The sequence below is a fragment of the Bartonella rhinolophi genome (assembly GCF_036576165.1).
GTDB lineage: Bacteria > Pseudomonadota > Alphaproteobacteria > Rhizobiales > Rhizobiaceae > Bartonella.
Genome location: NZ_JBAFWY010000014.1, coordinates 1 through 21,858, shown reverse-complemented (window position 1 = coordinate 21,858; position 21,858 = coordinate 1). Strand labels below are relative to the sequence as shown.

The following is a 21,858-nucleotide window of genomic DNA, read 5'->3' as shown; positions in this document are numbered from 1 at the left end:
ATCAACAATGATTGTACTTCTTTATAGTATTTTTCAAATAAAACATTTTTTTCTTACAACATAATTAATATTTATTATTTGATATATTGAAAATAAGGTAATATTTTTTATGGCTATCCTCCGTTCTTAATAATGTTTTACTTTTAAATTCTTACACTAATTATTATAAGTGATTACACAAAGTATCCACTCCATTTCCCTACAAGCTGCATTATTTTCGCTGTGTTAAAATTTTTTATAAATATCACAGATGACCAAACAGTTATGAATTTTATAACTATAAGTTCTGATGTTTTTTCTTTTGTTTTTCACAGGCGAATTTGCTGATTTTTATATAGTCAGGCTTGCACGGTTTAAGCACATATCTCAATTTCTATGAATCCAGAGCTATACTCATACTGTTTTTATCTTCCTCTATTGTATCGATATGCGCATCAAATTAACCATTATCAGATAATTTATGAGAAAACTAATCGGCTCTTGACTTTTTTTAGAACATCCGTAGTGTATTGCAAAATCTGATTGCACCAAAATAAATTTTGGGAGCAACGTGATATCGTCTTCAGTATAAATAGGATCCTCATATTATGGCTAAAGCAGCAACCATTAAGATTAAACTTTTATCAACTGCGGATACTGGTTTTTTTTATGTGACAAAAAAAAATAGCCGCACAATGACAGATAAGATGAGCAAACGTAAATATGATCCGGTTGTGAAAAAGCATGTTGAATTCAAAGAAACGAAAATTAAGTAATTGACTTCATCATTTAACTGGAAACTGCTGTAATCAAAAAAGAGGTAGATTTTATTGATCTCTGAGTTTAGTTTCTAGAGGATATTTTTATAAAAAGTGAAAATAATTTGGCGATCTCCGCAAAACAGAAATGCATTTAGGTTTTTATAACTATAACGCTATCATATTTAAATAAAGTAAGTTTATTGGTCGCCACCTTGATCGTGGGTATCATCACCGTAGTGAGTCTGGTTTATTTTAATTATATACTCAAGATTCAAAATGAATTGGATACACAAAATTTTCTCGCTATATTTTTGTTATAATTGGATAGTACGTTTATTTTTATCAAAGTAATGAAGGCTTGCCGTAAAAGCTGTTAAGTGGATATTTTTTCAAAACAAGCGTATCATGATAGCAGTTTTTTAATTTTATGAGAAAAAAAAATTCTCCATTTTATCTAAAAAACTTTAAATTGAAGCTTATCAATTTTAGCATTCTTGTGGCAATCATACTTCTTGTCTTTGTGATAATTTATCTTAAGTTTACTCAGATACACTCTCCAAAAGATGATTTTAGTTCCCAGGCCTTTATCAAAGGAAATGCATCTATTATTGATGGAGATTCAATCATGATTTCTTCTGTTATGATCCGACTAATAGGGATTGATGCTCCAGAGCTTCGCCAGTTTTGTGGCACAAAGGAATCACGATATCCATGTGGACTTGAAGCAAAAAAATATTTAAAACAACTTATAGCAAATCAGCCTATCACATGTTATTGGTACAAAAAGGATAAATATCGTCGCATTCTTGCAACATGTAAAACAAAGCAAATCAGCAATATAAATGCAACGATGGTGCGTAATGGTTGGGCTGTGAGTTATTATAGTTACCCTAAAGAAGAACAAGAAGCCAGACAGAAAAAAAGAGGAATATGGCAATCAAGTTTTCAACAACCTAAAAAATGGCGAAAGACGCATCCTTGGACAGAATAAAGAAAGTATTTTCTGTTTTAAAACGCATTCTTTAAATTTCCACTTACCTATGAAGCAACAACAGTGTAGCCAAATTATAAAACTTGAAAAACAAATTTACTCCTGTCGTGTTTGTATCAAACATCCACATTATCTTCCTCCTCTTCCACATGAACCAAAACCCGTGGTTTATTTATCCAATACAGCTTCGATCGCAATTGCAGGTCAAGCACCAGGATTGCGTGTACATGAAAGTTCTATTCCTTTTAATGATCGTTCTGGTGAAAAGTTACGTAATTGGCTCAACGTAACTAGAGGTGAATTTTATAACAAATCTCTATTTGCTATTGTTCCTATGGGATTTTGTTTTCCAGGCTATGACCAAAATAAATCTGACTTGCCACCAAGACGTGAATGTCAAGAAATATGGCATGAAAAGGTATTTCAAGCTATGCCACAAATAAAGCTTGTCCTTGCTATTGGAGGTTATGCACAAAAATGGCATATTACAGAGCTCAAACATAAAACCGTTTCAGCAACCGTCAGAGATTGGAAAAACATTCTTTCTATACGTCAACCTCGAGGTTACAATGTCATGCCTTTACCCCACCCATCATGGCGAAACACTTTCTGGTTACAAAAAAATCCATGGTTTCATGATGAACTTATTGTGGACCTTCGCAATTTAGTACGTAAATTTTTATAAACTGGATACTGAAAAAGAAAAATATGGATTATCTTCATCGAAAATTTTACATTTTTTATCCTTGATATCATTAAAAAGTTGAACTTTTATAATACCTTATCGAAATAAAATTCAAAAATTTAAAAGTGTTATCAACGTTGTAATACCATTTTTTTTACTCCCCTCCCCAAAAAATTAAATGCACACATCACTGTTTTTATTCATTACCAATACATACAAGCATAACTGCTTTAAGCGCTTTTTAAACATTGTGTAGGGATCTTAAAGTTATCAAATTTATCGTATAAGTAAAAATATTAACTATCTATTGTGTGTTATCATTTTTAATATTGGAAATTATAATCTTTTGTACAAAAAATTAATTGTTAAAATTGATATTTGTAACATCTTATTTTTTAATAATAGAACAAATTAAATACATAGCCTCCCTCATCAACTACATAAAACTGCAAAAAACTAATGAAACAGACTCTTAAAGAATTTTTCAGCTTTATAATTACACTATAATTCCTTAAACACTCAAATCTTCTTGTTTGCAAAGTGCCATTTGTGCGTGCGTTAAGACTGCAGCCTTGACAATACCAGCTGCCATAGCTGCGCCAGTTCCTTCACCAAAACACATTCCCAAATCTAAGAGTGGTTCTTTCCCAATTTTCTCTAAAATTTTGCGATGCGCTGCCTCTGAAGAAATATGTCCAATAATTATATGATCAAGAATTTTTGGATGCATTTTATAAAGTACTGCTGCTGCTGCTGTTGCTACAAAACCATCTAAAATAACTGGTACTTTTTCCATCCTTGCAGCTAAAATAGCACCCACCATAGCAGCAATTTCGCGCCCTCCTAGGCAACGCATTACTTCAAAAGGATCATCAAAATTATGCTTATGTAAAGCAATAGCTGTCTTAACAGCTGCTATTTTACGCTGATAAAATTTTTCATCAGATTCTGTGGTTCTCTCTACCCATTCCTCAACTTCTCCACCAAATAATGCTAAGCATAAAGCTGAAGCTATCGTCGTATTCCCAATGCCCATTTCACCTATACACACAAGATCTGTTCCACCAGCAATGGATTCCATTCCAAATGCCATTGTAGCAGCAGCAGTACGCTCATCCATCGCTGCATCTTTGGTAATATTCATTGTTGGATATTCCAGTGCCAAATCAAATATCTTCAGTCCAAGATCATAAGCTATGCAAATTTGATTAATAGCACCACCCCCCGCAGCAAAATTTTGTACCATTTTTTGCGTCATAGATTGCGGAAATGGTGTAATATTTTCATCCGTAATACCATGAGTCCCAGAAAAAATTGCAACTAAAGGCCGCGTTATAATAGGCTTTTCTGCACCTCTCCACCCTGCATACCAAACTGCAATATCTCCCAATTTTCCTAACGATCCTTGCGTCTTTGTTAAAATTTCTTGCCGTTTTTTTGCCAAAATTATAGAAGACTCATCAGCAACAGGTAAATTTTTAAGTAAAGCACGGAAATCATCAAACGGACTGATGGTCATATAAAGGCTACCTTTTAAAATTGATAATGTGTAATTAGAATATTTTCATATAAACAGGATATGAATAATTTATTTTTTAAAAAAGAGATTTAAACATATTAAATATTATTAACAAAATTATTTGTATATTCAATCTTCTAGCCACATAACTATTTTCCCCCGATTTACAGATCATCCATTCCATGATCTACTTTTGTATTGAGTAATAATGCGTTCATATATATCATTGACATATTCTCAATAAAAACAATAACAACTTTCTACAGTTTATAAATTAAAATTGCTTTTAAGAAAGCTTTTTCAAAAAACAGAGCTTTAAAAAAGCTCAGTTTTTATACATGTTATTTCATAAGATTATTGCGAAATGAGAGCAGAAAAAGCTTCTTTTAAAATATGTGCACCTGCGTCTCTTTTTGTTGCATCATTTGATAATATTTGCCGCCATCGACGTGCTCCATCTTGACCATGAAATAAACCAATCATATGACGTGTCACATGAGATAGCCGCCCACCCAATGAGATATGTTGGGCAGCATAATCACACATACGCTCAATAAGATCACAATCGCTAAGATCATTCTGCAACTCACCATATATTTCAGAATCAATGTATTTTAGTAAAGCTGGATCATGATAAATCTGTCGACCAACCATAGCTGCATCACACAAAGTCAAATGTTTTTTTACTTCCTCAATTGATTTAATTCCACCATTTATCCCAATGAAATTATTATGATACTTACGTTTTAATTTATAAACTCTTTCATAATTAAGCGGAGGAACATCGCGATTTTCTTTTGGGCTTAACCCTTGTAACCATGCTTTACGTGCATGCACCCAAATCGCATCACACCCAGCATTCCAAACTTGATCAGCAAAAAGATCCAAAGTTAATTCTTCATCCTGCTCATCCACACCAATCCTGCATTTAACAGTTACAGACACAGTAACAGCTTTTTTCATCGCTTCCACAGCATTTGCCACAACATTGGGATGTAACATCAAACAAGCACCAAATATACCTGCCTGAACACGATGTGATGGACAACCAACATTGAGGTTTATCTCGTCATAACCGAAACTTTCTGCAATTCTTGCTGCCTCTGCCAATTTTCGCGGATCTGATCCCCCTAATTGCAAGGCAACTGGATGTTCTTTATGGTGCAAAGCCAATAGTTTTTCACGATTACCATGAATTACAGCATCGGCTACAATCATTTCAGTATAAAGCAGTGCCTTTTTTGTTAAAAGGCGATAAAAAAATCTGCAATGCTGATCTGTCCAATCCAACATTGGCGCAACTGCAAATTTTACTGTTGATGGAGAACTATAAAATGTCATAAAAATATTATTCTCACGTTTCTATTAATAGCTCCCCCATTCACACATTACAAATATCCACTTTTTTGACTTCACAAAAGACTATTTTTTTTCCCTCGATTAATAGATGTAAAAAACGGCTTATATTCAATTGATTTTTTTAAACAACTAAAAATTATTATGAAAATAAATGAAAAAATAAAAATATATTACAATTTAAATAATTTATTTATATGTATATAATAATTTTATTAAATTATTAATATTGTTTATTACTTTTTAGTATAACTTTTAAATATATTCTTATTTTTATAATTCATAAAGTAAATCGTTAAATAACTTATATTACTATAACTTATTTTCTTACAGTGCTTTTCAATAAATTACGCAAATAGATACCACAATATAACAATATAAACTCCCTAAAGATGAAATCATCATAAATTTTGTTCATTTTCTCTTTTGCTTTGTATATAAGTGGAAAGAACAGCAACCTCTTCTTTATTAAACAAAAGTCCAAGTTTTGAACGGCGCCATAATATATCTTCACATGTCCTAGCCCATTCTTTTTCCATTAACCATTTTACTTCTACTTCATAAAGTCCATGCCCAAAATCTTTTCCTTTATCTGCCTTACCATTTGCAAATATTATCAATGCCTCAGAACCATAAGAGCGAGCAAGTCTGCGACATGTAAAAGAATCTAAATCTGGTATGAAAAAAGCAATCTTATTCTCGATTATATCTAACCGATTATATGGAAAATCGCCCCCAGGAAGTGTCGAATGAGCTGTCCACGGCGCCCCCTTTGTCCCAAGCGCTTTTTCAACAAACTTCATCACATCTTCAGCTAATTTTCGATAAGTTGTAATCTTTCCACCATAAAGATTAAGAATTTTTGGAATACTTTCTGTGCCCATTTCTTTTAAAACATAATCACGTGTAAGCTCTTGTGCTTTTGAAGATCCATCATCATAGAGTGGACGAACACCAGAGTAAGTCCAAATAATGTTTTCACGCAATACTGGCTGTATAAAATATTCGCTCGCTGCTGCACAAATATAATCAATCTCTGCATCTGTAATATGAGCGTTAGCAGGATCACCCTGATAGTCACAATCTGTTGTTCCAAGTAATGTAAACTCTTCTTGATACGGAATAGAAAATATAATACGTCCATCACTGTTTTGAAAAATATAAGCACGATCATGATCATAAAGCTTTGGAATGAGAATATGAGAACCACTCACTAGTCGTACTGGTGGATTCTCTTTATAGCCCAATACATTTTCTAAAACATGATTAATCCAAGGTCCCGTCATATTTACGACATAAGAAGTCGTAACACAATATTTTTCACCACTTAACTTGTTTCGAAGAATTACAAGCCATTTTTTTTCTTCTCTTTGTAAAGAAAGAACTTCCGTCCGTATTTTTATATCAGCGCCCAACTTTTCTGCATCACGAGCATTAGCAATTACTAATCGCGCATCATCTACTCTTGCATCGGAATATTCAAAGCCTCTCTGATATTCTTTTTTAAGTGTAGAGGAAAAATTTTTTGAAAAATTAACTGTTTTACTACGCCACAGTTTTTGATGCCAATCACCGAGATAATCATAAATAAAAAGTCCAAAACGCAACATCCAAGCAGGACGCAGTTTTTTATGATGAGGAAGGATAAAACGCAAAGGACGCACAATATGTGGTGCCATACGCCAAATGACCTCTCGCTCTTTCAATGCTTCACGGACAAGTTTGAATTCATAATGTTCAAGATAACGAAGACCGCCATGAATAAGCTTTGTGGACGCACTTGATGTACCTGATGCAAGATCATTCATTTCAGCCAATCCCACTTTGAACCCACGTCCAGCTGCATCTCTCGCTAATCCACATCCGTTTATTCCTCCACCAATAATAAACAAGTCATAATGCATTGTGGTCTTCATAATCTCACTTTTCATATCAGATTTATTTTTTGTTTTGCTGTATGCAATAAAGCGACAGCCAAAAATTAATGTCAGTGCTTTCAATCAAATTGTTAACGTGCCGTTTTGACGATAAATTAAGATAATATTCGATAAAAAGGAGAAAAATTTTCAACCATTGCACAAAATACAATCATCGTAAAAAACATGCGCTACATGAAATTTCCTAAACTTTCTTATAAATAAAGAAAAAACTGATGTTTTTTCTGTATCCTACAAGATTTATGCTACAGTTAAATGCTTTGTTGCATATCCGCAATAGTTTTCATATAGTTTACCAGCATCACAATAAAAAATAAAAATATGAAGGGCCACAGATGATCTATCAGCCTCAACATTCAAAAGCGACATTCATTGCAAAATTTTCAGCAGCAATTATGCTGAGTATTTTTTTAATCTGCTCCCCTTCTTTATTACATGCAGAGTCAAGCAAAAAAACATCAAATGATGTGAACTTAGAAAAGCTGAAAACACAGCTTTTAGAAGATCCTGTTTTTTTGTCTAAATTGAAAGAAAAGATTGCACCATATATTAACGATCATGATATTCAAGAAGTTGTAAAAAACTATTTACTTACTAATCCAGAAATTATGATTCAAATGCAATTTGTCCTTCAGAAAAAATTAGAAAAACTAGAAGAACAAAGAACCCAAAAACAATCTTCGATTATTAATTCATTGAAAAAAGAAATTTTTCAATCTCCTCATGATATTATTTTAGGAAATCCAAATGGTAAAATAGTGCTTGTTGATTTTTTTGATTACAATTGTAAGTTCTGTAAAAGCTCTTATCACCACATAGAAAGTTTAATAAAAGAATACCCTAATTTACGAGTTATTGTTAAAGACTTACCAATTTTGGGGCACGATTCTACTGCTGCACATACTGTTGCATATGCTTTTCGAAAACAGCTTCCAGAGAAATATCCTCAATTTTATAAAGCACTTTTAACTAACCAAGGTCGTGCAAATAAAGCTACAGCTATAAAAATAGCAGTTTCACTAGGAGCAGATGAAAAAAAATTGCGCAATGCAATCAAAGATCCTACTCTGTTGAACTCTTTTAAAGAAAATATTCAAATTGCCTCTGCATTAAATATCACAGGCACCCCTTCTTATATTATTGGAGATAAAGTCCTTATCGGAGCCGTAAACAAAAATATTCTAAAAGAATTAATAGAAAATATACAATAAATGCCCCCTTTACCTTGTCAGCTTTATGAAAATACCGCAGAGTGGGAAATTTATGATTTTTTTTGCTTTCTCTTTTTTATCAACAGGCTTATAAATGCAACTTTGCATAATAAACATAAGCTCAAAACTGCAAAATACAATGAGTAAAAATATCAAAAAAAGTACAGGTCTTAAAAAATTTCTCAAAAAAGGTCATCCGTAATCTAAAAATATTCAACCATAAAATTTAGACAATAGTGATCTTCATTGATCAAGGAGTTAAAAGTAAAATGGCAACAAAAAAAGTGGATGCGACAAAACATACCGCAATTAATACAAAAATTATCCGCGATCTTGCTGAAATTTTGAATGATACGAATTTAACTAATATTGAACTTGAACAGGGTGGACTTCGTATTTGTGTATCACGTCAAAACACTTCCGTCGCTCCTGAACAAACAATCTATGCTCCTGTTTCCACTCCTACTGTTGCCGTATCATCTCCCCCTTCAACTCCAACAACTGAGCCCCTTGCACAGGAAGATAAATCAAAAAATGCGATAACGTCTCCAATGGTTGGTACAGCGTATCTTGCACCTTCACCAGGCGCACAAAACTTTATAGAAGTAGGAAAAAATGTTTCTGAAGGAGAAACGTTACTTATCGTTGAGGCAATGAAAATGATGAATCAAATTCCCTCACCACATTCAGGCAAGGTAACTGCTATTCTGGTTCAAGATGGGCAACCTGTTGAATTTGGTGAACCACTTGTTGTTATTGAATAAAGCGAGAACTTAATATGATTCGAAAAATCCTCATTGCTAATCGGGGAGAGATTGCTCTTCGTGTTTTGCGAGCCTGCAAAGAACTTGGAATAAAGACCGTAGCCGTTCACTCAATTGCTGATGCTGATGCAATGCATGTCCGCCTTGCTGATGAAAGTGTTTGCATTGGTCCTCCCCCAGCTCGAGATTCTTATTTAAGTGTTCATCAAATTATTGCTGCATGCGAGATTACGGGAGCTGATGCTGTTCATCCAGGTTATGGCTTTCTTTCTGAGAATGCAAAATTTGCAGATGTGTTAGAAGCTCATGACATTATATTTATTGGGCCAACAGCTGCGCATATTCGAATGATGGGTGATAAAATCGAAGCAAAGAAAACTGCTAAAAAACTTGGAATTCCTGTAGTTCCAGGTTCAGATGGAGCCGTCACAGAAGAAGCAGATGCGTTACGTATTGCTAATGAAATTGGTTATCCCGTTATTATTAAAGCTTCTGCAGGTGGTGGTGGACGCGGTATGAAAGTTGTCCATTCCGAACAAGAGTTTTCTATAGCTCTTAAGGTAGCTCGCTCAGAAGCTGGGTCTGTTTTTGGTAATGATGCAGTTTACATTGAAAAATATCTAAAAAAACCACGCCATATTGAAATTCAGGTCATAGGTGATGGAGCAGGAAATGCTCTTCATTTAGGAGAACGCGATTGTTCAATTCAGCGACGCCATCAAAAAGTATGGGAAGAAGCTAGATCACCTGCACTGAATGAAACTGAGCAGAAAAAAATTGGTGATATTGTTGCAAATGCCTGCGCTAAACTTGGATATCGTGGCGCAGGTACTATTGAGTTTCTTTATGAAAATGGTGAATTTTATTTTATTGAGATGAATACTCGTTTACAAGTTGAGCATCCTGTAACGGAAGAAATTACAGGCATCGATTTAGTTCACGAACAAATTCATATTGCATCCGGCCAAGGACTTTCAGTCAAACAAGAAGATATCTGCTTCTCTGGCCATGCCATTGAATGCCGTATCAATGCAGAAGATCCCGTTAACTTTACGCCATCGCCAGGAACTATTACACATTTTCATACACCTGGAGGTTTAGGAATTCGCGTAGATTCAGGCGCTTATTCTGGTTACCGTATTCCGCCTTATTATGATAGTCTAATTGGGAAACTGATTGTTCATGGACGTACACGCTTAGAATGTATGATGCGTTTACGGCGTGCTTTAGACGAATTCGTAGTCGATGGAATAAAAACCACACTCCCTCTATTTCGTGATCTTATTAACAATCAAGATATCACAGATGGTAATTATAATATTCACTGGCTAGAGAAGTATCTTTCTAATCAATCAGATTCTCCAGATTCGTAATTTAAAACTATAAAGTAGTGAAATTTCATCACTACCTCTATTTAAATAGAGGTATAGGGGTAGTGTTGACAGTACAAGATAATAAAAAAGCTTATTATTTTATAATTTGTAACAAAGTTTTTTAAAATATGTATAAAATTGATAATTTTCTATTTTCCTTTTTGTGAGTTTGTGTTACTTCCCCATGTGTGGTTACGCCCTTATAGCTCAGTTGGTAGAGCACCTGATTTGTAATCAGGGGGTCGGGAGTTCGAGTCTCTCTGGGGGCACCATACCCTTTTTTTCGTATAACTTATTGATTTTATTTGCATTTTTTAAAATGAGAGATACGTAAATAAAGGTGAGGGAATAAGATTTTCGAATGTGCCTTTATCAAGGATATTTTTGTGTAAAATTTCTTTATCGATTCTTTGAATTTTTTTATTGTAATTACCTTTTGTATCGATTTATTTTTAAAGAAGACTTTCAAGAGCCCTTCAAAAAAGGGGCTTCAAAGCCTCCTCAAAGAGTATTGTTTTCTTCTGTTAAAAGTCACAATTGGTAATGATTAGTCCCTTAGCTACAGTATTATTTGAAGAGCCAAATGTATAAGATATTGTCACTTCTTTTATATGAAATTGACTAAAGGTTTTTCGAATCTCTGGCACGTCATTTAAAAAAAGAAGGAACTTTCCTTTTAATTGTGCAAGAATCGTTGCTATCACTTGATAATCTTCCCACTTAAACAAATCCTTCCCGTAGTAATCCTCAACATTCCAATAAGGCGGATCAAGATAAAACAAGACATTTGGTCGATCATAACGAAGCACAAAATCTGACAAATTTAACTGTTCAATGGTAACCCCTGCCAAACGACGATCAATAAGCTCCAATAACGCTTTGATTTTAAAATAATTAAACCGTGCATTACGACTCTTTTCAATGCAAAACGCACAATTCAGCCTTACCGCTAAAACCTAACCGCTGCAGATATAAAAACCGAAAAGCGCGCTCTAGATCAGTTAATATAGATGGGTCTTATCGAGAGAGATGTTGAAACTCCTCACAGCTACTGATCTGAAACTTCACCATATCCATAAATGGCTGGTAATGGCGTTGTAACACCCGAAAAAAATTCACCACATCAGATTGAGCGATCATTGATGATTTCTGCTGGTGGAATCAATTTTCTCCTAAAGAGAATCTCCTCCTATCCAAGAAAGGGAGATAAGATAAAGAATAGAAGTAGATATAAATCTGCATTCACGATTTTTTGCATTGATAATTTTTTGAATTTTTTTTGGTCCTCATATAATTTCTTTTCCTTACTGTAAAAATCTTTAAAAAATTCCTATCAGAGCACTTTTGAGGATTCAGATTATCACTAAAAAAGAAATGTTTTTTGATATTTTACTCTTATTACGATTTTAAATCTTGCCAGAAATTCAGTTTTTTAGGGTAACAATTGCTGAAAAATCAAAAATAGAGAGCTAATTTTCCCTTTATAATTTATGCTAAACACGCCAATACACGCTACCCCTGAACCCATCACCTACACCCTTCTCGTATCTAGGTGCAATTCCATCCGAGGGGCTTACTAAACTAAATTTTGAAAAATAAGTATAAGACTCCGCTTTTCAGTCTCTAAAAGACTTTTATTGAAAAATATTTTTTCAACAAAAAATAATTAAAAACCCTCTGCTATTGTATTCTTGTATTAAGTACAAAATATTATTTTTCTTACAAAGTAACCAATATCAGTTACCTTTTAAATTTAAAAATTAGAAGCTTTTTCCATTTTTTATTATTAAAAAAATATTATTAACGGAATTATTAAATACATTTCAATTATATTTTAAATAATAAATTCGCTACATATAGAATAAAAATACGCCACAAGGTTTTAATTTGCAGTTTCTCAAAGAGCTTTTAAAAGCGATAACGCAACCCAGCAGAAAAATGAACTCCAGAAAAACCAGACTTAGTAAGCTTATGCTGATAAACCAGATCACTGTGAAGCGTAATTTTTTGAGATAATTGCGAATAGATGCCCACTCCTGCTTCTAGGGAAGAACCAAAGGAAGCTAACTGAAAGGCATCTTTAAAATGCACAAATTGCTTTTTTTCAAAATTATGAATAAGATGGAACATACCATAAAAAGAAGTGGCACGATCCTTTTCAGACACTACAAATGTCTTTGTTACATTCCCCCCTACACGCATCACCCATTGATCAGGTTTTCCCATCTCAATATCAAAACCACCAATGTCACATGCTTTATTAAACTGGAGATGTTGATAAATAACCTGAATCTGTGGGTCAAAAACAAAGCCTTTATACCCTGTCATAAACGCTTTACCAATAGACAATGAAGCGCTTAGAGGATTACCTTTTAATGTAGCTGTCTTTCCTCCTACGAGAGTAAAAATATCACCTTTAAATAGGCCATAGGACAAAAAACCATCCAGATAAAGACCCGCATCATGCTGCATGCTGCCGTACACTATGACTGACCATTTATCCAATGAATTTTTTTGACTTTCTTCAACATTTTGAGGCTGCAAAGAAAGTTTTCCATAACTCCCCATCACCCCAAAAGATGTTGCACTATATGGATTCTCAATTGTCTTCAGTAAGATGCCCACTTCTACGGCATTATAATCAAGATTACCACCATAACCATATTCAAGTGCGGACAAATTTGAAGTATAATGGTGGTTAGCACTATAACCATGCACAAATAAAGTAGGGTTTTTATCAATTTCTAAAAATCTACTGGCAGCAGTTCGCATAGTTTCCAACTGCCTATTTTGATTGCTAATATCCATCAAACCAACATGAAACAAAGCGTTTGGCAAAAGCAGATAAGTTGGAATCTGTGGAACAACAAGCCTTACTTTTAGCTCAGAATGAGGAGCAATCTCCAAAGAAGGCGCAATAGGAAAAAATGCAGTAGGTTCAATATATTTACTTTCAAGTCGATAATCCCAAAAATCTCCCTCGCCTTCAATTAATCTTTGTGCAACACTTGCATTACCACGAGAAGAACTTGGACCATACGCATGAAGATAATATTGATAAGGAAAACCTTCCAACGTGATATAAGCACTACTTAGCTGAAAAGAGTCTTCTTTCGCTTTTCCATAAACTTGGATAATTGAAATACCTTGAACATTTTCACCACCAGTCTCTCCCCCTTTATCTTCTGTAATGAGCTGCACATGAACTGTAGATTTTCCAGAGATATCACCATAAATCAAGATTCGATCAGTCTTTTGATTATCAAACGAACCATCATTATTGGTATAGGTGTTCAAATAAAGACGCGCATTACCCTGCATACTGAAAACTTCTTCCGCTCCATTTCCAATACGAAGTGTCTGATATTTTGTGGACGTTGGAGTTTCAAAAACAATAGCACTATCAGAAAGCCTTACAAACGAAACAGACGAGGTTGCACGATCCGAATTTTGCCAATTTATTTCTTTTCTTTTTGTCAAAATCCATTTTGAATCTCCACTTAAATAAAGTTCCGCGATAGAATTATCAGAAACACGAGTGCCTCCTTTAAGCACAGAAGAATCAGCTAATATCCCTACAGAAGCTCCCTTTTCAAGCATCAACAATAAATCGCCAGAGATTTCAGTCCCTTTTGAAGCCGCGATATAACCACTACTCTTGCTACTATAAATAGCTGTAGCAGCTGGAGCTTCAAAAATGGATTTTTTCAAAAAAACAAATCCTTGTTCAGAATCATTAGCTCCTTTGTCCATATCAAAGTGTATACCATGCTGATTACCTGTCACCGTAACTATTGAATCATCAATATAAACTCGCGAAACTGAAATATTCTCTTTCGTGCCAACATTCGACTGTGCATTAACATCTAGCCCAATCCACAAACCACGAATATCTGTAACCATAACACTGCTATTCTTTAAATGAATAGAACCATGCTGATTTATATTTAAAGCTGCATGGAAAACTTCATCTTCCTCATTAGCTACTTTTTGATTTTTAGAAATAATGGTAACACCATCTAAAATTGCACTTCCCCCAGTCCCTACATAAAGAGCTGCTGCATTCCTCACATCGACCGACCCACCTATCATCTTAATGCTTGCATCAACACCACTAAAAAGAGCAGTTCCTTGGATAGACTCTTGATATCCTACCTTAATTTTTGTATCAGTTAAAATAACAGATGCACCTTCTTTTTCTGCATAAACACCCACTTTAGCAGTCTCAATAGATCCACGATCTATTTCTATAATTCCATTATTTGCAGCAAGTACACCATAAGCACCACCTATAATTTTTACGTGCGTTGCTTGAATAACTGTTCCAAATTCCTCTGCCACTATGGGAGCAAGCAACATAAGAGAATTGTTCTTTTTACTCTCTTCTCCAAAGACCTCAACGAACTGATACACCTTATTATCAATCGTATGCCTTTTGCCATCATTGCATCTATAGTATGGTTTGTTTTCATTACATAAAAATGACATAAATGAATCAGAACGTGCCTGAATATCTACGGTTGATAAAAAAGAAAAAACAGCTGTTGCAAAAACGCACGAATATAAATGATTTTTAGATACTTTCATCATTCTTCTTCAAACTTTCTTTTTTCTCAACGAAATTAAAAAATGTAGGTAAAAGGCGAACTACAACTTAAATACGATACGTAAAAATAAAAATGATAATTTATAATCCATTTCACTAAATCGAGCACATATAGTTCGTTTTGTATTTTATGTAAAGCGAAACTGTAATCCACCCAAAAATAACCTCTATAATCTTATGATCATAAAGCAAATCGCCATAAAACAAAAAATTTAAAGGAACTTGAGGCTTAAAACTTAATCACGCTTCTACAGAAAAATAAAAAATGAGAAAAAATACAAATATTTTAGTTTATAAAAATTATAATATGAGATATTTTCCAATATATATTATAAATTAGTCGAATTTTTCTATTCAAATATCAAAGATATTATGATCTGTTTTTTTCAATGAAAATCTACATAAACAAGCAAAATTTTTTGTGCTCTACCATAACGCTTTACCATCAATCGATGAGATACCTCTCCCCCCAAAATACCCATTAAAAGATTTTTGCCTACCACACACTATATTGGATATCTATGCAATAAGTGACATTGTGTTATGATAATGAGCATTCATCATGAAAAATGCTGCCAATGGATTAATATGCACTTTGACATTCATACTTAAAAAAAAGAAAAAACATCGTTACTTTTTTCAGATATCTAAATGAGTATAGATGAAATTACTGAAATAAGCCTTAAACACTGAGAAAAGCGCACAAACATGTATGCTTTTAAAGCACTTTGACTATAACTTCTTTTTTTGCCACATAAACAAAAAAATCATAATTAAGTTTTACTTTTAAAGAAGAACTTTTACAAAAAGATACGACCAAAACACCCAAAATTAACAATTAAGATAGTCAAAAAGCTATAAAATAAATAGAAAATAACTCATTAAAATCGATGAAAATTGATTTTAATGATATTTGGCGGAGAGAGAGGGATTCGAACCCTCGATATGGTTTCCCATATACACGCGTTCCAGGCGTGCGCCTTCAACCACTCGGCCACCTCTCCAGAGCTTTGCACTATACCCAGAAAACAATAACATGCAAGCTTAAACTATACACTCAAAATCAAACAAAATTTAAAAAATGACTTCATTTATCAAAACGAAATGCAAATATTTATGAATAATAATTTACCATCTACTTTCAAGAAAAAACTTTTTCGCAGACAAACATCAAAAATCTAATAACTGGATCATTAAAATTCTTAATGTTCATCTGTAACTTGCTCATCACGAATGAATAAAATAGCCTTCAAGTTGACATGCTGCACATATTTTTTAAAAATCAAATAATTAAAAGTCAGCACTCACCCCTTTATACCACTAACTATGTTTAACAATAAACAAAGAGACTCTTTCTCATTAAATTTTTGAGATCCAAAATTAAAATCTGCTTCACAAAAATGATCTAATCTAATTACTTAAGAAAATTATAAAATTGACCAGTATTCTATTTCATTAAAGCTTTTTATCACCTTATGTCATAGTTAAGGGCGCGCACATCCTGTGCAGTTTCGCATTGTAATGCTTTTTTTGCCAAAATTTTCATATCTTCAAAACTATACGCTTGTAAACGTGCTTTTACTGAAGAAATATCGCAAGATATCATGGAAAGTTCATTAATTCCCAATCCAGTCAAAATCATTGCTGCAAAAGGATCTCCAGCCATACTGCCACACACGCTAACCCAACACTTATGTTTTGCTGCACCCTGAATAGTCTGATGAATCATGCGCAAAACTGCTGGATCAAGACTATCAGCTTCAGATACAAGATAGGGATTTTGTCGGTCAATAGCCATTGTATACTGAGTTAAATCATTAGTTCCGATCGAAAAAAAGTCAACATGAGCACTTAAAACATCTGCCATAATAGCCGCTGCTGGAACTTCAATCATAATACCAAATTTTAATTTTGGAGCACCAATATCGTTCCGAATTTCTTCTGCAATCTTTTTCATCGCAAAAATTTCTGAAACAGACATAACCATTGGAAATAGAATCCATATATCTCCTCCCTCCTTTGCTGCTCGATATAAAGCGCGCAACTGTGGAATCAGAAGATCACGTCGACGTAACAAAAGCCGCGTTCCCCGAACACCTAAAAAGGGATTATCCTCTTTAGATAAATGTAAATGCGTAACTTGTTTATCACCACCAATATCAAGCGCACGAATAATCAATGGTTTATCTGCTACAGCTGCAACCATCGCTTGATACACATCAAATTGCGCCTCTTCATCTGGAATGTGTGAACTGTCTAAAAATAAAAATTCTGTACGCATGAGTCCAATACCTTCAGCTCCCACATTAAGTGCGACAGGAACCTGACTGGCATAATTGACATTAGCCATGATACGAATCCTTTGACCATCTGTCGTTTGCACTGGTAACCTACATACGTGAACCTCACTGCCACGCTTTTGCGCAATAATATTTATCTGTTTTTTGACATCTTCAACATCTTCAGGAACAGGATCAAGGTAAATAAATCCGTTATCACCATCAATAATGGCCTGAATATCGCTCTCAATTGCTAAAATACCAACACCAGCAGCAACAACCATTGGAATACCAAGAGTGCGCGCCAAAATAGCTGTATGAGACATGGGGCCTCCCCATGCTGTCGCCAATCCTTGCACTTTTGTACAATCAAGCTGAGCTGCATCAGAAGGAGACAAATCATCTGTGACGAGGATAATCCCATGTGGAATATCATTTAAAAAAAATGATTTATAAGAGGGATTGATTTCACCTAAAACACGGCGACCCACATCAACTAAGTTAACAGCACGTGCCGCTAACAAAGGATTATCTACCTTAGAAAACATATCTGCAAATTGCCGAATTGTTCTATCCCAAGACCAAGCCACACCATGACCTTCTGCCATAAAACGACAAACTTGCGCTATCAGAGTTTCATCTTCAAGCAAAGCCATTTGCGCTGAAAAAATTGCAGCAGAATCCGCTCCCATACGGGCTGTAATATCATCAATAACTGACGCTATTTTATGCTTTGTCTTTGCAAGAGCGTTCTCAAGACATGCAACACCAGTTGCAAAACCAACAGGTTGATCCGTTATGGAAATATCATTCCGCCTTAAAACAAAAATTTTTCCAAGAGATAACCCTGGACTTGCCCCAACACCAGAAATGCCTTTTTGTCCAGAACGTGGATACCAACCATGCAAAACTTTGGTTTGAGCTTCCATTTTTTTCATTACACACTTTTCACTTATGCTCACTTTTTTCACGACAGAAATTGCATTTTTAAGCAATTGCTTACCTTCTACAGCATCCGTCGAAAACATTAAAACATCACCGTTTTTTACTCCTAATTGCAGTAAACCAACAAAGTTTTTCATTTCAACGGCATACTGACCAAGGCGAACTCTGATAGAGCTTTCAATTTTTTTTGCAAAATCAACCCAAAGCGACGCTGGTCGTGCATGTAGACCACTTGGATAATCTAAAGTCCATTCTTGACGCACCGAAAGGTCACCAATAAAATCTTCTTCTCTCTTCGCATCTTGATTAAACAGAGTGGTAACAATTTGCTGTTTGTCCGTAGTTGTTGAAAGTGTTTCAAGCCGTTCTTTATCAAACAAAAGATGTGTCAATCTTTTGCAAATTTCTGTATAGCGATCTGGACTAGCTGCAATAGCAATAACCAAACGCGCTTTATTTCCTTCTCGCCACTCAACACCAGCAGGAATTTGTACAACAGCGACAGCATCCTTGGTAATTAAATCACGATTTTCAACCATTCCATAGGGGATTGCTATACCATTCCCAAGCCAAGTATTTGCTATTGCCTCACGTTTTAGCATGCTAACTAAATAATATTTGTCAACTGCACCAACCTGTACAAGTAATTCAGCAGCTGCATGAATCGCATCATTTTTATGACTAAAAGTAGCCGCAAGTTTTACAGATCTCACAGATAAGATTCCTATCTCATTAAAATCTGTATTCATTGCTTTTGTCTCCTCGCATCTCATAGGAAATAAAAGATGTTTTTGATAAAGTTTATTTCAAAGCAGCGTTTTTAAAAATATAATCAAGTGAAACGTTAAGGCCCTAGCGCAACTTACCAAACTATCAGATATCATCGTCTAACGTGCGTTACTTAAAAACGCTCACAAAGAAACCTAGTATCTATTATTTATTTGACCAAGCCAAATGCCCAGAATACTAGTGCACCCAATCAACTTAAAAGCCACTTAAAAAAATATTATCATCATCTCAAGTTATTCAACGTAAATCACTATATTTTTCACATGAAAAAAATAACCACTTGCAGTTCCCATTGATATTTTACGTACATCCTCTCACACTAAACAGCCTGCTATTGCTCTTCTCTAACTAATTACATAATTATAAATTGTCACACACAGCATATTTCTTTAAGTTTGTCGCAATTTAATATCCCACGATACAAAAATGAATCTTAACAACATCGTAAGTTCCCCTTTTTCAAATAAGTAAAGCTCTACAAATAACCTCCATTTCTTCGCACTTCGATAGACAAAATAAATAATGGAAACGTGTTATTGCCTTAAATCAATCCTCACTATTAAGCTGGTAAACTTTATTTTCACAACACTCTAATGTAGCTGATTGCACGTTGATCATTACTATGCCATAAAACTAAATTTCTTTAATAGCATATTTCTTATTATAGGTTTACTGAAAGTCCCCCTGCACATCACTATTGACGCAACTCTAAAGCAATTTGATTATCCCTCTTCCAGCCTCTTATATATCCCTTTTTTCTTTTTCTAAACGGCTAATTCGATCAAACTTCATTACCTACCAAAAAGTATTATAGCTATTATAAAAAACACAAACACCAATCAATTAATCCATTTTCATCAAAATGACCGTAAAAATACCTTTATCAAATTTTTTTACCAATTTCTGAAAAAACTCTGTAATATCGTTTTGCACATAAGAAGAGAAAAAATTCCTTACATTATTATATCTATACATTGCCTATCTATCGAAAAGTCCAAACATTACGCAAATATTTTCAACACAAATAAAACATAACATCAATCTTGTAGCTCTTTAATAAAAACATTTTTTCAGATTTTATTTTGTAATTTCTTGTGCACCCCCGCACGTTTATTGCACTGCAGAAAAAAAGGAGAGGTAAAACCCACCTCCCCTTTTAATGCTAAAAAAAATTTAACAGATACTGGCTTATTGCAAAGAATACTACTATTTACTCTGCTGTCTCCATTACAGGAATCACTGAGACATACGAACGGTTACTAGCTTTTTTACGAAAAGAAACCGTTCCATTTAATAATGCAAAAAGGGTATGATCTCTCCCAATACCAACATTATCACCTGCATGCCAGCGCGTACCACGTTGGCGAACAATAATATTTCCAGCAAGAACAGTTTCACCACCAAATTTTTTAACGCCAAGACGTTTTGATTCTGAATCGCGGCCATTCCGCGAAGAACCACCAGCTTTTTTATGTGCCATAGATGTTCTCCTTTAATCTTTCTCACTCATCTGACGTCACGACTGAATCTTCTTGCGACACAACTTTTTTCTTAGAAGTTTGCGTAGCAGTTTTCTTAAGAGAATCAGCAGTTTTTACTTCTTTTCGTGCAGCAGCTTTTTTTTCAGCCAACTTTACTGTCGCTTTTTTGGGTTTTAAACCATCGGTCAAAACTTCTAAAACACGAAGTATCGTTGTCTCTTGGCGATGACCCCGCGTGCGCTTTGAATTTTGACGACGACGCTTCTTAAATGAAATGACCTTACGCAAACGCCCCTGCTCTATAATTTCAGCCGTAACCATAGCACCAGCGACAACAGGCGATCCAACGGTTGCATTATCTCCCTCACAAACCATCAATACGTCTCTGAATTCAACAATATCACCGATATTTCCAACAATTTTTTCAACTTTTACTAGTTGATTAGCAATAACGCGATATTGCTTCCCACCAGTTTTAATGACTGCGAACATTATATATCCTTTCGTTCGATCCAGCTCTTATTTCACTTTTAATTTAATTAATAAAGGGAAACAGGCTACTTTTTATCAGTCGTAACAAACTTAAATAGAGTATAAGATAACCGAAAATCGTGCACGCGCAAACCTTCCCACGCTTGCACCTTAGTACATATGATAGAATTTTTGTTCTCTGTCAAGAAAAGCCAACAAAAAAGCAAAAAAGGGGGTTGTTCTCAGAGTAATTGCAGATTATTTTCCCACCATATATTCACTAAGACTCTACAATGAAAAAGTTTTGTTGTGCTTTAGTAATCTTGGAGAGATGGCTGAGTGGTTGAAAGCACCGCACTCGAAATGCGGCATAGGGGTGACTCTATCGGGGGTTCAAATCCCTCTCTCTCCGCCACATCATTAGGGAAAGCAGTGTTATTTAGTTTCCTTACCCAATTGCAGTTTACTGTAGACCGCCCCACTAGGTTTTTGCACCAATTTATTTTTTCAAAAGGTTTTTAAAAGCCTTTCAAGGGATCTTCAAAGAGGTTTTTAAGCTCCCTCAAAGAGGATTTCTCTTCTGTTAAAATCACAATTGGTGATGATTAATTCTTTAGCTATAGTATTATTTGAAGAACCAAACGTATAAGATGTCGTCACTTCTTTTATATGAAATTGGCTGAAGGTTTTTCGAATCTCTGGTACATCATT

General features: G+C 34.5%; 14 protein-coding genes and 3 tRNA genes. 8 read left to right on the top strand and 9 right to left on the bottom strand.

Annotated elements, in window-relative coordinates; genetic code table 11:
- Positions 1-587: 587 nt before the first annotated feature.
- The 3 genes from rpmG (at position 588) to V5N67_RS06630 (ending at position 2,416) form a co-directional block, all read left to right on the top strand.
- The gene (gene rpmG / locus V5N67_RS06640) at positions 588-755 is read left to right on the top strand and encodes a 50S ribosomal protein L33 (RefSeq protein WP_004864083.1); all 168 of its coding nucleotides are present in this window, start codon (positions 588-590) and stop codon (positions 753-755) included.
- Positions 756-1,167: 412 nt separating this feature from the next.
- Entirely contained in the window at positions 1,168-1,731 is a 564-nt protein-coding gene (locus tag V5N67_RS06635; protein WP_332061104.1) for a thermonuclease family protein, read from the top strand.
- Between the two features lie 49 nt (positions 1,732-1,780).
- On the top strand, positions 1,781-2,416 hold the full coding sequence (locus tag V5N67_RS06630) for a uracil-DNA glycosylase family protein (protein ID WP_332061103.1): 636 nt from the start codon (positions 1,781-1,783) through the stop codon (positions 2,414-2,416).
- Positions 2,417-2,927: 511 nt separating this feature from the next.
- On the opposite strand, the gene cobT is transcribed toward V5N67_RS06630, so the two are convergent.
- From cobT to glpD, 3 genes are all read right to left on the bottom strand, one after another.
- Positions 2,928-3,935, bottom strand: a complete 1,008-nt coding sequence (gene cobT / locus V5N67_RS06625; protein ID WP_332061102.1) for a nicotinate-nucleotide--dimethylbenzimidazole phosphoribosyltransferase — start codon at positions 3,933-3,935, stop codon at positions 2,928-2,930.
- Between the two features lie 354 nt (positions 3,936-4,289).
- On the bottom strand, positions 4,290-5,276 hold the full coding sequence (gene dusA / locus V5N67_RS06620; protein WP_332061101.1) for a tRNA dihydrouridine(20/20a) synthase DusA: 987 nt from the start codon (positions 5,274-5,276) through the stop codon (positions 4,290-4,292).
- Positions 5,277-5,692: 416 nt separating this feature from the next.
- Complete coding sequence (glpD, locus tag V5N67_RS06615) at positions 5,693-7,222, bottom strand: glycerol-3-phosphate dehydrogenase (RefSeq protein WP_442879253.1); 1,530 nt, start codon at positions 7,220-7,222, stop codon at positions 5,693-5,695.
- A gap of 341 nt (positions 7,223-7,563) precedes the next feature.
- Between glpD and V5N67_RS06610 the strand changes: the two genes are divergently transcribed.
- The 4 genes from V5N67_RS06610 to V5N67_RS06595 all read left to right on the top strand — a co-directional run bounded on the left by V5N67_RS06610 (position 7,564) and on the right by V5N67_RS06595 (position 10,848).
- On the top strand, positions 7,564-8,439 hold the full coding sequence (locus V5N67_RS06610) for a DsbA family protein (RefSeq protein ID WP_332061099.1): 876 nt from the start codon (positions 7,564-7,566) through the stop codon (positions 8,437-8,439).
- A gap of 269 nt (positions 8,440-8,708) precedes the next feature.
- Positions 8,709-9,203, top strand: coding sequence for an acetyl-CoA carboxylase biotin carboxyl carrier protein (gene accB / locus V5N67_RS06605; RefSeq protein WP_332061098.1), 495 nt, complete (start codon positions 8,709-8,711; stop codon positions 9,201-9,203).
- A 14-nt stretch (positions 9,204-9,217) separates the two neighbouring features.
- The gene (gene accC, locus V5N67_RS06600; protein WP_332061097.1) at positions 9,218-10,576 is read left to right on the top strand and encodes an acetyl-CoA carboxylase biotin carboxylase subunit; all 1,359 of its coding nucleotides are present in this window, start codon (positions 9,218-9,220) and stop codon (positions 10,574-10,576) included.
- A 196-nt stretch (positions 10,577-10,772) separates the two neighbouring features.
- A tRNA-Thr gene (locus V5N67_RS06595) sits at positions 10,773-10,848 on the top strand.
- Positions 10,849-11,100: 252 nt separating this feature from the next.
- On the opposite strand, the gene V5N67_RS06590 is transcribed toward V5N67_RS06595, so the two are convergent.
- From V5N67_RS06590 to rplU, 6 genes are all read right to left on the bottom strand, one after another.
- A complete protein-coding gene (locus V5N67_RS06590) occupies positions 11,101-11,448 on the bottom strand; it encodes a DNA adenine methylase (RefSeq protein WP_332061096.1) in 348 nt (115 codons plus the stop codon).
- A 1,036-nt stretch (positions 11,449-12,484) separates the two neighbouring features.
- Entirely contained in the window at positions 12,485-15,166 is a 2,682-nt protein-coding gene (locus tag V5N67_RS06585) for an autotransporter family protein (RefSeq protein ID WP_332061095.1), read from the bottom strand.
- A 930-nt stretch (positions 15,167-16,096) separates the two neighbouring features.
- Positions 16,097-16,186: transfer RNA gene (locus V5N67_RS06580), tRNA-Ser, on the bottom strand.
- Between the two features lie 464 nt (positions 16,187-16,650).
- Positions 16,651-19,155 (bottom strand): phosphoenolpyruvate--protein phosphotransferase, encoded by a 2,505-nt coding sequence (gene ptsP / locus V5N67_RS06575; RefSeq protein ID WP_332061094.1) that lies wholly within the window; start codon positions 19,153-19,155, stop codon positions 16,651-16,653.
- A 1,250-nt stretch (positions 19,156-20,405) separates the two neighbouring features.
- The gene (rpmA, locus tag V5N67_RS06570) at positions 20,406-20,675 is read right to left on the bottom strand and encodes a 50S ribosomal protein L27 (RefSeq protein WP_332061093.1); all 270 of its coding nucleotides are present in this window, start codon (positions 20,673-20,675) and stop codon (positions 20,406-20,408) included.
- Positions 20,676-20,697: 22 nt separating this feature from the next.
- Entirely contained in the window at positions 20,698-21,168 is a 471-nt protein-coding gene (rplU, locus tag V5N67_RS06565) for a 50S ribosomal protein L21 (protein WP_332061092.1), read from the bottom strand.
- Between the two features lie 304 nt (positions 21,169-21,472).
- On the opposite strand from rplU, the gene V5N67_RS06560 reads away from it, so the two are divergent.
- A tRNA-Ser gene (locus tag V5N67_RS06560) sits at positions 21,473-21,562 on the top strand.
- Positions 21,563-21,858: the final 296 nt, after the last annotated feature.

Excerpts from the sequence above, each read along its gene's own strand:
- rpmA (WP_332061093.1), bottom strand. The coding sequence starts at position 20,675 with ATGGCACATAAAAAAGCTGGTGGTTCTTCGCGGAATGGCCGCGATTCA.
- cobT (WP_332061102.1), bottom strand. The coding sequence starts at position 3,935 with ATGACCATCAGTCCGTTTGATGATTTCCGTGCTTTACTTAAAAATTTA.
- rplU (WP_332061092.1), bottom strand. The coding sequence starts at position 21,168 with ATGTTCGCAGTCATTAAAACTGGTGGGAAGCAATATCGCGTTATTGCT.
- accC (WP_332061097.1), top strand. The coding sequence starts at position 9,218 with ATGATTCGAAAAATCCTCATTGCTAATCGGGGAGAGATTGCTCTTCGT.
- rpmG (WP_004864083.1), top strand. The coding sequence starts at position 588 with ATGGCTAAAGCAGCAACCATTAAGATTAAACTTTTATCAACTGCGGAT.
- glpD (WP_442879253.1), bottom strand. The coding sequence starts at position 7,222 with ATGAAAAGTGAGATTATGAAGACCACAATGCATTATGACTTGTTTATT.
- accB (WP_332061098.1), top strand. The coding sequence starts at position 8,709 with ATGGCAACAAAAAAAGTGGATGCGACAAAACATACCGCAATTAATACA.
- ptsP (WP_332061094.1), bottom strand. The coding sequence starts at position 19,155 with ATGAATACAGATTTTAATGAGATAGGAATCTTATCTGTGAGATCTGTA.
- V5N67_RS06630 (WP_332061103.1), top strand. The coding sequence starts at position 1,781 with ATGAAGCAACAACAGTGTAGCCAAATTATAAAACTTGAAAAACAAATT.
- V5N67_RS06585 (WP_332061095.1), bottom strand. The coding sequence starts at position 15,166 with ATGATGAAAGTATCTAAAAATCATTTATATTCGTGCGTTTTTGCAACA.
- V5N67_RS06635 (WP_332061104.1), top strand. The coding sequence starts at position 1,168 with ATGAGAAAAAAAAATTCTCCATTTTATCTAAAAAACTTTAAATTGAAG.
- V5N67_RS06610 (WP_332061099.1), top strand. The coding sequence starts at position 7,564 with ATGATCTATCAGCCTCAACATTCAAAAGCGACATTCATTGCAAAATTT.
- dusA (WP_332061101.1), bottom strand. The coding sequence starts at position 5,276 with ATGACATTTTATAGTTCTCCATCAACAGTAAAATTTGCAGTTGCGCCA.